At 42.0% G+C, this 15,736-nt stretch carries 19 protein-coding genes and 1 pseudogene; 18 read left to right on the top strand and 2 right to left on the bottom strand.

The window, feature by feature from the left end:
- Positions 1–79: 79 nt before the first annotated feature.
- On the bottom strand, positions 80–337 hold the full coding sequence (locus ACQ5DJ_RS28320; RefSeq protein WP_429845361.1) for a MafI family immunity protein: 258 nt from the start codon (positions 335–337) through the stop codon (positions 80–82).
- Positions 338–942: 605 nt separating this feature from the next.
- Here ACQ5DJ_RS28320 and ACQ5DJ_RS28315 point away from each other — a divergent pair.
- Genes ACQ5DJ_RS28315 through ACQ5DJ_RS28300 form a run of 4 tightly spaced genes read left to right on the top strand, consistent with a single transcriptional unit; the run spans position 943 to position 2,293 of the window.
- On the top strand, positions 943–1,215 hold the full coding sequence (locus tag ACQ5DJ_RS28315) for a contact-dependent growth inhibition system immunity protein (protein WP_429845360.1): 273 nt from the start codon (positions 943–945) through the stop codon (positions 1,213–1,215).
- A gap of 31 nt (positions 1,216–1,246) precedes the next feature.
- Positions 1,247–1,519, top strand: coding sequence for a hypothetical protein (locus ACQ5DJ_RS28310; RefSeq protein ID WP_429845359.1), 273 nt, complete (start codon positions 1,247–1,249; stop codon positions 1,517–1,519).
- Positions 1,520–1,533: 14 nt separating this feature from the next.
- Entirely contained in the window at positions 1,534–2,025 is a 492-nt protein-coding gene (locus tag ACQ5DJ_RS28305) for an ASCH domain-containing protein (protein WP_429845358.1), read from the top strand.
- Positions 1,964–2,293: a hypothetical protein gene (locus tag ACQ5DJ_RS28300; protein ID WP_429845357.1), complete on the top strand. Its 330-nt coding sequence runs from the start codon at positions 1,964–1,966 to the stop codon at positions 2,291–2,293. Before ACQ5DJ_RS28305 ends, ACQ5DJ_RS28300 begins: the two co-directional genes overlap by 62 nt.
- Positions 2,294–2,402: 109 nt before the next feature.
- On the opposite strand, the gene ACQ5DJ_RS28295 is transcribed toward ACQ5DJ_RS28300, so the two are convergent.
- Positions 2,403–2,789 (bottom strand): hypothetical protein, encoded by a 387-nt coding sequence (locus tag ACQ5DJ_RS28295; RefSeq protein ID WP_199928291.1) that lies wholly within the window; start codon positions 2,787–2,789, stop codon positions 2,403–2,405.
- A 187-nt stretch (positions 2,790–2,976) separates the two neighbouring features.
- Between ACQ5DJ_RS28295 and ACQ5DJ_RS28290 the strand changes: the two genes are divergently transcribed.
- The 14 genes and pseudogenes from ACQ5DJ_RS28290 (at position 2,977) to ACQ5DJ_RS28225 (ending at position 15,733) form a co-directional block, all read left to right on the top strand.
- Positions 2,977–3,453: a metallophosphoesterase gene (locus ACQ5DJ_RS28290; protein ID WP_429845356.1), complete on the top strand. Its 477-nt coding sequence runs from the start codon at positions 2,977–2,979 to the stop codon at positions 3,451–3,453.
- Positions 3,453–3,785 carry a hypothetical protein gene (locus ACQ5DJ_RS28285; RefSeq protein WP_429845355.1) on the top strand — a complete coding sequence of 111 codons (333 nt, stop codon included), beginning with the start codon at positions 3,453–3,455 and terminating at the stop codon, positions 3,783–3,785. The genes ACQ5DJ_RS28290 and ACQ5DJ_RS28285 overlap by 1 nt, the downstream gene beginning before the upstream one ends.
- 121 nt (positions 3,786–3,906) lie before the next feature.
- Positions 3,907–4,299 (top strand): ArpU family phage packaging/lysis transcriptional regulator, encoded by a 393-nt coding sequence (locus tag ACQ5DJ_RS28280; RefSeq protein ID WP_429845354.1) that lies wholly within the window; start codon positions 3,907–3,909, stop codon positions 4,297–4,299.
- A gap of 209 nt (positions 4,300–4,508) precedes the next feature.
- Positions 4,509–5,123: a hypothetical protein gene (locus ACQ5DJ_RS28275; protein WP_429845353.1), complete on the top strand. Its 615-nt coding sequence runs from the start codon at positions 4,509–4,511 to the stop codon at positions 5,121–5,123.
- A gap of 122 nt (positions 5,124–5,245) precedes the next feature.
- Positions 5,246–5,410 (top strand): annotated as a pseudogene (locus tag ACQ5DJ_RS28270) (CPCC family cysteine-rich protein); the annotation flags it as partial.
- A gap of 1,202 nt (positions 5,411–6,612) precedes the next feature.
- Positions 6,613–7,065 carry an N-acetyltransferase family protein gene (locus ACQ5DJ_RS28265; RefSeq protein WP_429845352.1) on the top strand — a complete coding sequence of 151 codons (453 nt, stop codon included), beginning with the start codon at positions 6,613–6,615 and terminating at the stop codon, positions 7,063–7,065.
- Positions 7,066–7,372: 307 nt separating this feature from the next.
- Positions 7,373–7,657: a YjcQ family protein gene (locus tag ACQ5DJ_RS28260; RefSeq protein ID WP_429845351.1), complete on the top strand. Its 285-nt coding sequence runs from the start codon at positions 7,373–7,375 to the stop codon at positions 7,655–7,657.
- A gap of 119 nt (positions 7,658–7,776) precedes the next feature.
- Entirely contained in the window at positions 7,777–8,262 is a 486-nt protein-coding gene (locus tag ACQ5DJ_RS28255) for a hypothetical protein (protein WP_429845350.1), read from the top strand.
- A gap of 57 nt (positions 8,263–8,319) precedes the next feature.
- Positions 8,320–9,501, top strand: a complete 1,182-nt coding sequence (locus ACQ5DJ_RS28250) for a terminase small subunit (RefSeq protein WP_429845349.1) — start codon at positions 8,320–8,322, stop codon at positions 9,499–9,501.
- Positions 9,494–10,912: a phage terminase large subunit gene (locus tag ACQ5DJ_RS28245; RefSeq protein ID WP_429845348.1), complete on the top strand. Its 1,419-nt coding sequence runs from the start codon at positions 9,494–9,496 to the stop codon at positions 10,910–10,912. The genes ACQ5DJ_RS28250 and ACQ5DJ_RS28245 overlap by 8 nt, the downstream gene beginning before the upstream one ends.
- A 93-nt stretch (positions 10,913–11,005) precedes the next feature.
- Positions 11,006–13,144 carry a hypothetical protein gene (locus tag ACQ5DJ_RS28240; protein WP_429845347.1) on the top strand — a complete coding sequence of 713 codons (2,139 nt, stop codon included), beginning with the start codon at positions 11,006–11,008 and terminating at the stop codon, positions 13,142–13,144.
- Positions 13,145–13,162: 18 nt separating this feature from the next.
- Positions 13,163–14,278, top strand: coding sequence for a hypothetical protein (locus ACQ5DJ_RS28235; RefSeq protein WP_429845346.1), 1,116 nt, complete (start codon positions 13,163–13,165; stop codon positions 14,276–14,278).
- A 24-nt stretch (positions 14,279–14,302) separates the two neighbouring features.
- Positions 14,303–14,650 (top strand): hypothetical protein, encoded by a 348-nt coding sequence (locus tag ACQ5DJ_RS28230; RefSeq protein ID WP_429845345.1) that lies wholly within the window; start codon positions 14,303–14,305, stop codon positions 14,648–14,650.
- A gap of 24 nt (positions 14,651–14,674) precedes the next feature.
- Positions 14,675–15,733 (top strand): phage major capsid protein, encoded by a 1,059-nt coding sequence (locus ACQ5DJ_RS28225; protein WP_429845344.1) that lies wholly within the window; start codon positions 14,675–14,677, stop codon positions 15,731–15,733.
- The last annotated feature ends 3 nt before the right edge of the window (positions 15,734–15,736 follow it).

Raw genomic sequence — 15,736 nt, 5'->3', positions numbered from 1 at the left:
GAGAAATGGAATTAAGGCTGTTGCTGCTAGTGATTTTGAACATCTGCTACCAAGAGGTGGAGGTTATTTATCACAATAGCTATTGAATTAAATGAATCAGTTGACTCCAATTGTCGGGATCCATTTCCATTAATTCGCCGGTCTTCTTTATTGCTTCGAAGACATCTCTTTGGATAATAAGTCTCTCTTCAATAATAGTTGAACAAAGATGTTCCAAGGCAACGCCCCATTCATTGTGATCCAATAACTCGAAAATGAAGTCCATATCCTTTTTAGGCATTCCACTAGTTTCTTTTACGATCCGAATTATATTTAGACTTTGATTGGGATACATCATTTTTACCACCTTACTGTGATTATAGTAGGAATGGGGAAACAGCTTAACACAACGGTAATTAAGAAAAGTAATTGTTCAAGAAAATCGAGTAGATAAGTATCCCAAAGATCAAAGCAACGATTCCTTGAATTCGATTCCTCTGTTTTAAATGGAAAATTCCTATGGCTAAAAATGAGAACAAAAGCCCGAGAATTGCCCATAAGAACTTGTTTTCATTGCGTAGTTTTGCTTCTCTAAACAACCAGATGCTCATCAAGATACTGATAATCGGTAGAAACATATAGTGTACCCCTTAGATATCAAAATGTTTTACAAAATTATACAACAAGGGATTATCCAGGGGAATATGAACAAATTATCACAACTCACGATTTGTTAAACGAGGAGAGAATAGGATGAATGAAATTCGTGAAATGCTCCTGGGTAGTGGTTATGAAGCTCAAGAAGTCAATTCAATGAGTGATGCAGAGTGCGTGTCTGAATGGGACGAACTTTGCTCGCAGTACATGTCTTAACAAAACAATCGATTTGTAAAGCAAAGGAAAGTGGTGTTTCAAAGGGCAGAACGATTTACAATAATATCCAAAGAGAGGAGCGTGAATTCAATGAGACTCAATCGCTTCCCTGGATTTAAACATTTCTTGGAATGTTACTTTAATATGAGTGCCGATTTTTCAAACTTAAAACAGCTAGCATTCGATTACAAACAGCGTGAATCAAAGGATTCGGTCAATGCACTTGTTATGGAGATTCATACAATAAGTGCGTTGAAAGACCATGATGAAGTAAAGACAATCATTAAGGAGTACGGTATGAGAAGGCTTAGTGACGAAAAAACAAGGGAGATGCTCAGCATTTTGCTGACGAATTTAACTTAACATTACGTTTGTACCCAGGGAGGGGAACAAGGTGGACGGTTTGTGCTGCCCAACGTGCGGTTGCGAAAAGCTATGTCATTACAGCAGTGCGATCGGTGTCTATGAATGCAGCTTATGCGGGAGTAACGTAGATCAGCATGATTTGATTTCAACCGAGCAGTTCATGGAAATGGATATGTCGGTGAAGGAAATCAAAGAGTTGATAGATATCAAACTGGATATGATGCTGCTTTTTCCCGAAGACAAGATATCGCTTATTGAAGACATAAAGAAACTGCGAAGCAGGCTTATAGAAGTCGCTTGAGTGGAGGGAACCAAATGAAAGCCATAACCATTCACCAGCCATGGGCGACACTGATCGCACTTGGTGAAAAACGATTCGAAACAAGAGGCTGGCCAACTAGGTACCGCGGACCCATTGCGATTCATGCCGCTAAGAAAGTGGACAAGGAATTGTGCCTACAAGAGCCTTTCCGCAGCGTGCTAGATTTGCACGGGTATACGGCAAATAATTTGCCAGTAGGGGCGATTGTGGCAATTGCCGATCTGGTGGGTTGCCATAAAGTTATCGGGAATAACGGTACCGAATCCGCGTTTCTCAACAACTCTAAAGTTGTAGACGGGCACGAATTGCTCTTTGGTTATTTCGACTTTGGACGGTATGCCTGGGAAATGGCAGATGTAAAACAGATCGATCCGGTGCCAGCTAAAGGCCAACAAGGACTATGGAATTGGGGAGAGGAACGGGATGCAAGCAGGACGTGTGTTGGATGTGAAAGTAGCGGAGGCGTTGGGCTACGAAGTCGGTAAATTCCCTCCTGATTATTACATTGTCGTTGACGGAGAGATCGAAGCGTTGCCTCAGTTCTCCACCACATGGAAAGGCATGGGCGTGCTGGTGGAGGAAGCGATAAAAAAGCAAGATGTTTACTTGAAATTAGAAGCAGACCCTCATGGAGGGAATGAAGCTGGCGCTTGGGACGAACGGGAATGGAGAAATTATGGACCAATGACATCCGATTCTGCACCACACGCAGTGTGTATGGCCTTCCTAAAGGCTATGAGGGTCACTATTTAACATAAGAGAAAAAAGATAAAACATCATACCGATATATAAATTGGCAGTGGTATGATGTTTTATTCAAATAATTTATGTAGCATTTACTGTTTAACTTTACTATTTTTTATTAATCATAACTTCTTATATATCCCTTAGCACCTTTGTCGCCAGCGAGCACTTCTAATTTGTATTGGCAAGCACCGTTCATATAGTAATTATCAGTAGTACTACCACCATTTTTATCTAAGAAGAGATGCCCTGACATTCCTTCTGGGTCATTCACTGTTGTTTGTTTCCAGGTTCCATCGCAGTTTTTATACAGAAATGCACTTGCTTTACCATCAGATTGTAATGTGATTCTACCGTATTTGTGTTGTCCCTGTACTGCGCCAGTGAAGTCTATACCATACGCTCCTAGTACAATACTTGATTCTGTTGACGCTGCTAAGGCTGAGATAGCAGTAAACGTTGAGAGAAGAACTGTAAATCCAAGAGTAAGAATTTTTGCCTTCATGAGTTATAACCTCCTAGTATAGTTAATATATACCTTATATTACAGAAAATGGTATATTTTTAATTGTAATGCCGAAAATTCAAAAAGTAAATAATGAAAACTAATACGTAAAATTATGATTACTGTTTCCTTTTTAAGTAAAAAGTCTATTTAACATACTATTTCAAGTGAAAAGCAGGTGAGCAGCTTGAGTACAGGATTTGATCTTATATCAGACGTACATCTTGATTTTTGGGTGAAAGTTGAAAATCCTCTGCATAAAATGGTGCCTCAAATTAAGAACTTTATTAAAGGAATCTTACCTGATATTCACCATAAAACGCTTGTCATTGCTGGTGATCTGGGCCATTACAATTGGCAAAATAAAATACTGATTGAAGAGTTGAAACAGATATATGAGCACATTCTGATAGTTGCAGGAAACCATGATTACTATTTGGTTAGTGTAAATCAAGAAAAGCAGTACCGAGGAAAATCTCTTAATCGTGTTATCGAGATGAAAGAAACTTGCAGCTTGCTTACCAATGTGCACTATCTTGATGGCGAAATAGTAGAGATCGATGGCATTACCTATGGTGGAGTTGGAATGTGGTACGACTTCTCTTATGGGATAAAAGAACTTGGATACTCGGAAGAGGCCCTGTATTCCAATGGTGGGATATAATGAACGACTCCAGACTGATCAAGGGTTTGTTGGACAAGTCGTTTACATTTGCAGACGAAGAGAAGAAGAAACTTGACGCTATCATTGACTCCTCAGATGTAATCATCACACATGTTGGTGGTGATTGGAGCAATGCAGACCGTGATCTGGTCAGCTCATTCTATTACTTTGACGGAAGTCCTTATTTTTCGAAACTCAATGGCAAGGTTTGGTGCTTTGGGCATACTCACCAACAAACTGATTATGAAGCGCATGGATGTCGTTTTGTAAATGCTGCACTTGGTTACCCCGGTGAAGGTAAAAGACGTAGTGCCGTGCATATTCAAGTGTGAAAATTGATGTGCGAGTGCTATATAGAAAAATGATAAAAAAATAGCCCCCAGCAGGGAGCCCGTATATATGTTCGCCTAAACTAATTATATCATGGGTTTACCACGAGGGGGAATTAGAAGGATGAGCGCACAGGTACAAGAACAATTGTCATTTCTACAACCGGTCAATGAAAGAGAAGTCAGAAAAGCAGTTGTCAAAGCATTAAAAGAATATAAAGCCCTCCGTGTTGCTGTACAAAATAAACAGGAGCGACAGGAGAAGGGTATCGAGCAATTGTTTCCTCGGCTGCAGCTTTCAGAGACACAGAATGAGTTGAAAGCGAAGCAGATCGAAAGAGCCCTCGAGTATTCGCTCGATGAGGTCGAGCGACAGATCATCGAAGAGAAGTATCTCAGCACATCCAGGGTGAAAGACATCAACGTATATCTGGACTTAGGGCTGACAAAAGACCAATTCTACACAAAAAAGAAAGAGGCAATTATGCAAATTGCTACGGCACTCGGGATGATCTGAGTGCCTTTTTTTATGAAACAAGCCTAAGTCGGCTATAGATTTTGCTAACGCAATCTTAACGCTGTTATGTTAACGGGCAAGTTATGTGCAATAACTTTTGTTTTATTAGCCAGAATTAGAGTTTTATTTACTGATGAAAAATCCAACTTTTGGATGTAAAATCAAACTAATTACTGCACTAAAATATCGCGAAAATGTTGGGGGTAGTCATGGAATCTGTAAAATTAGTAGCACTAGACGGTAAGTATTCCTCATATTTATACGATGGGAAGTTTTATCATTCAATCGATGTAAATTTAAGTCCCTTTGAACTTGAAGGAAATGAATGTATAGAGAACCCAATACATACAACGATCAATATTGCATTTCTTAAATTACCAGGTGTTCGGAGCTGGAGGGATTTGGAGAATAAGGCTTACGAGTTTACCGACATCGCTTTCGAGGATTACGAAGTTCCAATGCCTGATGCATCAGTTTTGTTGTCTTATTATCATAGTCCAGTCTTTATTTCTAACATGGTGTTTGGTGAGAGAACGAATCGCTACATAAGAATGTCGATGAAATGTGAAGTAGATTTTGAGAACGGAGTACACGGAATCCAGTCTTATGAACTTTCGTGTCTACTTGAGATTAGGGATTTTTATATTGATTATAGTTTTCTAAAACCAACAAATGAGAATTTAAAGGAAGCTGAAAAAATTGCAAAACAATATGTTACTTTGGATGATTATGAAGAACCAGAAATCATTCGTAACTTTCAATTTAATTTAAATGGCCAGGATTTTTTTGAAGAGAAAATATCATTCCCTTCAAAAATTGAATAGAATAAAAACAAGCTAAGAATAACAGAGAAATTGAGAAGGCTCCAAGGTTTTAACGGCAGCTTTTGTTTAGCTAACGGGCAAGATAATCGAGTGAAAATAAGGATAATTTTTGAGGTGGATACATGAAATACACTTGTCCTTGTTGCGGTTATAAAACATTTGACTTAAAACCCCCGGGAACCGTTGATATTTGTCCAGTTTGTTATTGGCAGGATGATTTACATCAGTATTTTGACCCGGATTTTGAGGGGGGCGCAAATATTTTATCCTTAAGACAGTCTCAAGAGGCTTTAAAAGATAAAACAGATCTAATAAACGATAACTACGAATTCGATGGTCCGAAAGATATATCAAAAATAAAGCGTATGCCCTTGACGGAGATTGCTAGGATCTTTGTTGCCCTTGATGTACCCCTTGAAAAATTACTTGGACTCTATCTTGGCTTTATTGAGATTAAAGAAAGTAGTTTTGTTTTCAACTATGAAGAAATCTATGAACTCATGGGCGATGATAGTGAGCTAATTACCCGTTACATAATGATTCGAGAAAGGAAAGATCCAAATGCAATTCTTAAGGAAATTCATGGACTTGTCGATAATGAAGCTGACAAAGAAATCAAGAAAATCGAAGAGGTATTTGTTAAAAAACTCATTTCAGTGCTTTGAGCTAACTGGATTCGATAGTTGAAGATAGTAGTGCCGGAAACCACCATTAAGGTGTTTTTTTGTTGAGAGTTGGTCACAGACGCGAATGAAAGAAGTCCCAACAAAATCCCGACAAAACGCGGACAAAATAAGGGATAAAAGGCAGGACGATTTGAAATGGTGGAATCGGTAATCTTGAGTCAAGAGCAAGCGACACCAGCTCTTGGGAGATACCGCCTATCCCTTATCAATGGTGTACCTGAGCGAATCTATGGGTGATGACGAATGTGACCTTACGAGAGGGGGACATTCTGAGCCTGAACGCACCAGTTGCGACGAGCGTAGCAGGGAACCATGCAATTATTTTTCATTGTATGCATTACAGCGGTTTTCAAGTTTTGGGAACCCCTCTCGGAGCTTTAGGAAATCGCGAATTACTCTGCTGGGATTTACCGGACAGGGGATTATGCGAGGCATACGGCTCCGGCCTCTCGCCCCTTGTCCTGTATCTCTCATTATTGTTACGCCGATCCTGCCCTAAGAGTGTAGAGGCTTTTTTCCGGTAAGCAGGGGCAAATGCTTACTGATGTTCAGTGAAAATAAAGTATTAGACCGGAACCCCTTATGGTACAAGGAGTCCCGGTCTTCTAAATCACTAGATATTTGAAAATTAGTTTTAGACTCAATGTCAGAATGAAGCAATTCATGGATCTAAACTGAATAATAAAGTTATAGACTACCTCATTGAACTATCGTTATCCGTTAGTTGAACCTTAGAAGGATTGTATACTAATATATTGAATATAATAATAATTACGTACTATTAAAAAATGGGAGGATTAATAATGTCACTTGTCATAAGAAATGCTGAACCTGATGATGTAAATAGTTTGACGGATTTAATGTATGACTACATAGTTGGTTTTTATCAAAATCCTCGACCACCAATCGAAAAAATTCATAATTTGATTCAAACCCTTTTTGAGCAGCAGAATGGCATACAGTTTGTAGCAGAACAAAATGGAAAATTGGTCGGTTTTGCTACATTATTCTTTACTTATAGCACTATGAAAGCGGATAAAATCACCGTTATGAACGATCTTTTTGTAATTGAGCAATTTAGAGATACAGAAGTGGAATCAAAACTTTTTTTAGAATGTCAAAAATACTCACAAGAACATGGATATGCTAACATGACTTGGATAACGTCTACTGATAATACACGGGCTCAAAGTTTCTTTAAAAAAATGAGTGCTCTCCAAGGGAGAGATTGGGTTCACTTTTCCAAAGCTAGGTAGCTGTATCCCTCTACTATTGAGGGTTTTTTTATATCCTGCACGTTATGGAATAACTGGCTGCCAGTCTAACACTTTATTTCTCAGTCTAGTACTTTATTTTTCGGTCTAATACTTTATTTTACAGTCTATAACTTTATTTTTACGGAACAACTGATTGTTCTGCACCGCCTCCGAAAGCCTGTGACCGCAGCAGGTATAAGGATTGGCTCGTGGCGGCAGCCTCACGCCGAAGTAAGTGGGGTGATTAGCCACAAAGTAACAGGAAAAACCTTCCTAATGTCGAAATGTGATTGAAGGAGGGATGGTAATGAACAAAGAGAAGCTTAGGTATGCAATTCTTAAAGAGGTATCTAATGGTAATTCGGCACTGACAGAATCTGATTTTGAAGTGACGGCAGAACAATTCGATGACTCGGTTAACTATCTCACAAGAGAAGGTTATTTAAAAGGAGTACAGCCTAGTGACGATAGACCGCATTTATACGCTATAGGACCTGTATTGACGGATAAAGGTGAAGCACATCTTGAAGAAAACAGTACATGGGGTAAATTGTATAAAGGGATAAAAGAGATAAGAGATTGGCTGAAATGATCGAACCTAACTGGGTGTTTTTATTTTGTAAGCAATAGCAAACCAATAAAAATATTGGAGATTTCAAAAAGGGAATCCCTTCCTATTGTCGAAAGTTGATAGAATTAGGAGGGATTGTGATGTCTGTACTTGAAGAACGTGAAGAATTGGAATTGAAACTACAGATTAAAAATCAGTGGTACTGTGATTATTGTGGCGAGGTCATCGAGAAACCAGCGGATGGAATGTTAGAATGGGATAGCATTTTGGATGATGAGAATGGACTCTCTGCAGATAATTTCAGGATAGTTCATCATATGAGTATTAAAACATGCAAAACTAGACGCCCAGACGATAATTTAGCTGATGGGCATTTAGATTGGTACCTTGGTCCGGATGGTCTTAATGAGTTGTTGGAAATTCAGAGAAGATACAAATTGGATACTGTGAAATTCAATATCATTATCCGTAGGCTACACGTTGATTTGTTTGAAGAGGCACTCAAGTATCTTCCTCTTGCAATAGAAGATGGTTATCACGATTACGATCCATATGAAGTAGGAGATTTGTCTCAGACGGATCTTAAATGGTTGATCAAACGTTATGGAAAACGGAAACAATATTAAGGAGCGCCCTTGTGGCGCTTTTTATTTTGAACAAAAGATGGCGGTGGTGAATATGTAATGGCAAGAGCAAGAGATCCAAACCGTCGTAAGGCGTTGGAGATGTGGAAGCAATCAAACGGAGAAATGAAACTGAAGTACATTGCTGAGCAACTAGGTTTATCAGAGGGCACAGTACGAGGTTGGAAGAACAAGGATAAATGGGAGGCAGCTAGTAACACAGAAGAGGAGACTCTGGAACTTGAAGTAACAGGGGAAAACGATGAACTGTATGGTCAGGCTGTCAATATTGTAGTAGAAGTACAAACAGCTTCTGCGAGTCTCCTGCAGCGGCGTTTGAGAATAGGATACACCCGCGCAGCGAGGCTTATTGATCTGATGGAGCAAAAGGGAGTCGTTGGTCCATATGGGGGCAGCGAACCGCGAAAGGTGTTCCTAAAGGAGAAGCAAATACCACAGCCAACGAAAACAAATGCTGTTCTGATGCCAACGGAACGTTCCAATCAATCGGAACGGAACGCTGTAACCGTTCCAAAAGTTACGGAACGCTCCAAAGCGGAAATAGAACGTATCAATCTTCCATCAGAAGAAGATAACGAAGACGGGTCTCTGACTGAAAAGCAGAGGCTTTTTGTTTTGGAATACCTTCGAGACTTCAACGCTACTCGTGCTGCATTGGCTGTCGGTTATAGCAAGAAAACAGCCTATGCCATCGGATGGGAGAACTTGAGGAAACCTCAGATTCAGTCTGAGATCAAGCGTCAGAAAGAAGCAATGACAGACGAGTTGGGAATGAGTGTGCAGCGGGTAATAGCGGAATACATGAAGATTGCATTTACCGATATCACAGACTTGCTAGAATTTGGACAAAAAGAAGTCCCTTTGATGACCATGTTTGGACCCATGAAGGATGAAGCTGGTAATACGCTAACAAAGATGGTGAACTACGTTGATTTCAAGGAAAGCGAAATCATAGACGGTACTGTCATAAGTGAAGTCAAACAAGGTAAAGATGGCGTATCAATAAAACTTCATGACAAGATGAAGGCGCTGGAGAAGCTGGAGAAGTACATAGGGCTTATGACTGAAGAGCAGCGTCTGAAGGTTGAGAAGTTAAGGCTGGAAGTAGGAAAGCTTCAATCTACGAATGAAGATGATGAGCGAGATTCAGTGAAAGACTGGGTTAATGGTATTCAAGAGATTGCAGCTCGGCGTCGAGAGAAGGTAACTGCAAATGAGTAGCAAGCCATATAATGTAGTACTAGACTTGCTAGAATTGTACTGGGATGATCCAGTTGCCTTCGTCGAGGATATGTTGGGTGTTGAACCAGACGTATGGCAACGAGAAGTACTGCATGCTCTAGCGAAAAATCGCCTTGTATCAGTTCGATCTGGGCAAGGGGTTGGAAAGACAGCCTTAGAGTCATGGACGATAATATGGTTTTTGTGCTGCCGGCCTTTCCCAAAGGTCATTTGTACAGCGCCCACTCGTCAACAGCTATACGATGTTCTCTGGGCTGAGGTTGATAAGTGGTTAACGTCGTCAAAGGTAAGTAGATTGCTGGAATGGACGAAAACCAAAGTGTATATGAAGGGCTATAGCGGCCGCTGGTTCGCTACTGCAAAGACTGCTACACGTCCAGAGAATATGCAAGGCTTCCATGAGGACTACATGCTGTTCATAGCAGATGAAGCATCAGGTATTGCTGATAACATCATGGAAGCAATCCTCGGTACCCTTTCTGGACCAGAAAACAAGCTGCTAATGTGTGGGAACCCCACACGTACTAGCGGCGTTTTTTATGATAGTCACAATAAAGATCGAGTGGATTACAGTACTCACAAAGTATCAAGCTTGGACAGTAAGCGGACGAGCAAAGAGAACATCGCAATGCTTGAAAGAAAATATAGGCGTGATTCAGACGTTTGGCGTGTTCGTGTAGAAGGTGAGTTTCCTAAGAAAGAGGCAGATACTTTTATTGCCCTTGAGGTTGTGGAGTTGGCGAAGGAGACGAGGATTGAATCAACTGGGGAAGTATTACACCTAGGCGTAGACGTAGCACGTTTTGGTGATGATGAAACTGTGATAGCCCCCCGTATTGGTAACAAAGGATTTCCACTCCACACTTACACCAAACAGGACACGATGGTTACTGCAGGTTGGGTCTTAAACATCGGTAAAACGATGATGAGTGAAAGACAGCAGGTAACTAAGGTCATAGTGAAAATAGACGATGATGGCGTAGGTGGTGGGGTGACTGATCGTCTAAACGAGATTGTGAAGGAGGAGGGATTGCCGTTTGAAATAGTTCCGGTTAGGAACGGTAGCAAAGCAGTTGATAGTGAGCATTATGAGAATTGGGGAACAGAGTTGTGGGCAGCTCTCAGGGATACGCTCGAGGAAAACTTTTCAGAGCATATCCAGGGCCAAGGATCCAAGGTTGAGCTTCCAGACGATGAGAAGCTAGTCAGTCAGTTAACCACTCGAAAATATAAGATGACCAGTCGAGGGCGCTTGGTACTGGAGAGAAAAGAGGATATGAAGAAGAGGGGGCTGCCTTCGCCGGACAGAGCTGATGCAGTTGTACTGGCATTTGCAGAGATCAAGAAACCTGACCCACTGTTCTTTGTGGGGACGGCTTCTCGAGGGTAATATGTGGGAAACGGGTTGAATGAGTGGGAAAATACAGTCTCTCGTTTTCTCACGATTGCTTCAAATTGCTTACATAGAAAGGAGGTGTAATTAGTGGGATGGTTTGACTGGATACCTTGGAGAAGTAATAAAAGTGCTGGAGGACGGCGGCACTCGGGTACACAGAGTCGCAGTGGGGGAGCACATCCCTTTGACGCACTCAGAGGATACGCCCCTAACAAAGTACAAGTGAAAGTGTACAAGCAGATGAGGGATGGAGTTCCTATTATCGGGGTCGGAATCCAAAATCTCAGGCGTCTTATTGGAACTCCTAAAATTGTAGTAGGTGCCCCAAATTCACGTAGACAAAAGGAATGGGACAACTGGGTCAAGACAGTGAAAGTTGGGAAGGTAGGTAAAGGTTTTGGGACGTTTATCTCTTCATTCGTGGATGCGCTGATTCAAAATGGCTTCAGTGCTGCTGAGATTGTTCCGAATCGTTCGAGGACCGATATTTATGCGTTGCTACCGATCGTCGCTGAAAATGTGGTGGTTAAAAATACAGAGGACCCAACCGTATTGGTCCTCGCTGAACGGCAGCCAATGGAACCAGAACCAGTTGTATATCCCGTTCAGGATTGGATTGTGTACACAGCTTACGAACCGGAGCCTGAGAATCCGTACGGTAAAGGATTACTTACTGGATTACCCTTCATCGCTGATATTTTGCTTACAATCTTCTATGCAACGGGACGGAACTGGGAACGATTCGGGGATTTGAAATATAGTCTAGGATTTGAGTTTCCACAGGGAACGAGAGCAGAAGATGCTAAAAAGTTCATTGAGGAAGCTCAGAAATCATGGTCCGAGGCTATGAAAAAGACTCGTGAGGGAAAGGTCCAGGACTTCTTTGGCTCATTTGTAAAGGTATCGGTCATAGGTGCTGATGCGAAGCAGTTAGAAATGGAAGTCCCTGCCCGAACTCTTATGGAGCAAATCGTGGCGAAGACAGGCCTGCCACCATTTATATTTGGCTTCTCTTGGGCAGCACGCGAAACGATGACCAAAACGCAGGCAGACTTTCTCACGTCACTCATTGATGATTGGCGAGAAATGGTTAATCCGAGCGTTGCGCAAGTAGCCGAATGGTGGTTGAAGTTTCATGGTTATCCACTTGACTACGAAGTTCACTGGGACGAGGTAACACTGGCAGATATAGAGGGCTTGGCAAATGCTGAACTGATTAATGCTAGAGCGGAAGGACAACGACTGCAAAACATTATGGTAGCACGGGACATGGAAGAGCAAGGATACATTGAGCCCGAGATCGTGGAGGAAATGATCGAGGCAAGAAAAAAGAAACCAGGGGGTAAGGCGATTAAACGAATGACGAAGGATGGTGATAGCGACCTTGATCCCGAGCGGCTGCCGCAGAAAGAACGGGATAGCAAAAGAATAGCTCGGATTGCTGGGACGTTTGAGACATCAACTATTCGGAAACTCCGATTGATGCGGGAACGTCTTTTTTCGTTTATGGAAGAACACGCTTTAGCAGGGAAAAGCCTGAAAACAATCAATCCAGACGAGATTCAGGCCAAGGTAGAAGAAGAACTAAACAATTTCCTTGCAGATCTGATTTTGGGCCGAGGTGATCAATTAGCAGTTTATGACACACTGCTACATGAAGCATCAATTTCAGGTTTTCGCGCAGCCGTGGAGGATATCAGGAGAGAGATCAATCCAGAGGCTACCATTATCAGCAATTACGATCCTGGATCAACACATGTCCGTGTACTACGCTCTGAAGGGATGGCTCGTGTCGTTACGAAAGCTCAGGAAATAAAAGAAGCTTGCATAGATGTAATGGAACGGCATGCGGCAATTGGCGATAACCAGGAGACATGGGCAACATCATTACAAAGTGAACTGGGAGAACAATTAGACGAACCACGATGGTATTGGCGAAGATTAGCACGTTCGGAAGCTGCCATGATGTTTGACCGAGCTGCGGAGGAAGAATACCTTGTACAGGAAATTGAATATGTTAAGTGGATCGTTTCCCCGGATGCCTGCCGAGTTTGTCGTCGATTTGCAAATAAGATTTTTCCGTTGCAAGATTCTCCCCGGACAGTAAAGGACACGCATCCTCACTGCCGATGTAGAAAGATGGCTGTAACTGAAACTACCGCTGTGGAAGCGCAAGGAACCGGCACCCTGATCTATTTTGATAGGGGAGCTGTAGAAAGAATGTGAGAAGGGAGGTGAACAAGAGTGAATCAAAAACAATTAAGGAAGAGCATTGCTGCTCGTCTTGCAGTTGAGACGAAAAGTGTTTCCTCGAACGACCTAAGTATTATCAATGGTTTGACTCGTCGTGATTTCTCAGCAGAAGAATTGTACGTATTCCCTGTGCTTTGCTGTCATACTCGAATTGATCGAGAAGGTGATCGCTTTACGAAGCAATCTTTAGATGACATGGTAGGTTTGGCTAAGGGAGTTACATTCATTTTTGACCACAGATGGAGCGCTCAAGGTCAAACCGCACGAGTTTACAAGGCTGAGGTAAGACAAGCTGAAGACGGCGAGCATGAGCTGATCGGTTGGGCGTACATGCCGAAGAACGAGACAACACAACCGATTATTGATGCAATTGACGCTGGTATTCTGAAAGAGGTCAGTGTTGGATTTGGATACAAGGAGTTGCAGTGTTCAGTCTGCAAACAAAGCTATTATGGTGGGAATTGCCCACACCTTCGAGGCCGTGAGTATGAAGGGGATATTTGCTTTACATGGATTAACGGTATATCTGAATGGTATGAAATCAGTTTCGTTGCGGTCCCGGCTCAACAAGGTGCAGGCGTAGAAAAGAGTTTTCGTCAACAAATGGATGATGAAAAAGAATCAAAACTTAAGGGAGGGGAATCAGACGTGAATCTGATCGAACTGTTTAAATCGATGGGCGTGGAAGTCAAAGATGACAACCACGCTCTTTCTATTGTGAAAGGCTGGATGGCCGATGCTGAAAAACTAAAGGGTTTAGAAGAAGAATTGAAATCCGAACAAGAAAAACACTCTGCTACGAAATCTCAACTCGATGCAGCACAGAAGGAAAAGCCAGACTCTTCTATGGTGGCTGCTGGTCAAAAATTCTTCGATGAAACTCGTAACTCTATTATTAAGATGGCAGGCATGTTGGATGAAAACGTGAAAACGCTTGAGGTGGTACTGAAAAATGTTTCAGACATCACGGGTTTACTTGAAATCAAGGATGCGTATCAAGAAAAAGTGGATAAACGGTTCCCTGTAACTCCGCAATCGAAAAATGCTGATCCAACGATCGTAACCGACACCGAAACAGATATTGATATGAAACAATTTACCGTTTAATAAACGGAACAAGGAGGAGCACAGATGTTAGGAGCAGTTGGAAATCAAGGAGTCTTTGATAGATCACGCTCGTTCAAGACGAAGCTGACTACAACAGATGTGGGCAAGGCAGTCGCAATGGTAGGAAATAACGAGGTTGGCCTTGGCACGGATGGGGATACGTTTATTGGAGTCCTAGGAAGAGTAGAAAAAGACGGTACAGCCCGCGTTGAATGCTTTGGTAATGTGACTGCGGTAGCCAACGGAACGATAAATGTAGGCGTACCTGTTGTTGTAGATGGTTTGGGCAAGGTAAAAACCGCAGGAACGGCGATAAATGGTCGTGGCTTTGTCTCTGTGGTGGACGCGGGGAAAGTACAAATTGAATTGTAATTCGGAAAGGTAGGAGAATAAAGAATGGCCATAACAAAGAAATCCATCAAGAAAGTGAATTTGGAAAAAGGAATTTTTCAAGAGGCTACTGCGAAAAGCATCCTTATAACTGAGGTACTGGAGGACCTTGATCCCAGTGTTGAGTATAAAGATACCGATTTGGACGGAACGACAGCTTTACAGCGCCAGTTAGCAGCGCGTGAGATCAAAACATTTGGTCACCGAGCAGACCCTGTGAGCAAGTTCTTTGAAACAACAGAACACTCGATCCTTTTCCCAGCGTTTATCGAAACAGCTATCCGAAAAGGAATTGAAGAAAATAGCATCATCAATAAACTAGTTGCCACTACTACCAACATTGCTGGTTCTGATACCTACAAGACTGCTGTATGGGAACATGATGAAGAAGGCGCACGCTTGCAACGCGTCGCTCAGGGTGCGCCAATGCCAAGGACCAAGATCCGTCTTGGCGATAAGGAGATTACAGTATTCCGTTATGGGCGTGTTCTAGATGCCACTTATCAGGCTATCCGCAATCAAAAGCTAAATGTGTATTCTCTCCAACTGCAACAATTCGGAGCTCAACTGGCTTTGGATGAGGTTTTGGCAGCCATCGAGATTTTGATCAATGGCGATGGAGGAGTATCAGGGGCTGAAACATATAAACTGGCGGGTGATTTTGGCGGAACGGTTGACATCATCGACTATAAGCGATTCGTTAGATTCAAAAATAAGTTTAAGCAAGCTTATAAACCAAACATTTTCTTAGCAAAAGAAGACTTGTACACGGATATCATTACGTTGCCAGAATTCAGCAATCCGATTGCTGGCTTCCTATATGCAAAAACGGGACAAGTGGAACAAGTCATTGGCGGGATGCCGGAGCGTTGCGACGATGTACCGGATAAACTGCTGATTGGTATTGATACGCGGTATGCATTGAACCGGATTGTCGCTGCCCCATTGATGATGGAACATGATAAGCTGATCGATACGCAAATTATGCTGTCTGCTATCTCTTACGAGGGCGGCTTTGAAATTTTGAACAAGGAATCACGGAAGGTGTTGAATACTGGCGCGTAAACC

The organism is Brevibacillus sp. FIR094 (assembly GCF_050477165.1).
Lineage (GTDB): Bacteria > Bacillota > Bacilli > Brevibacillales > Brevibacillaceae > Brevibacillus.
This window is presented reverse-complemented; position numbering and strand designations above follow the sequence as displayed.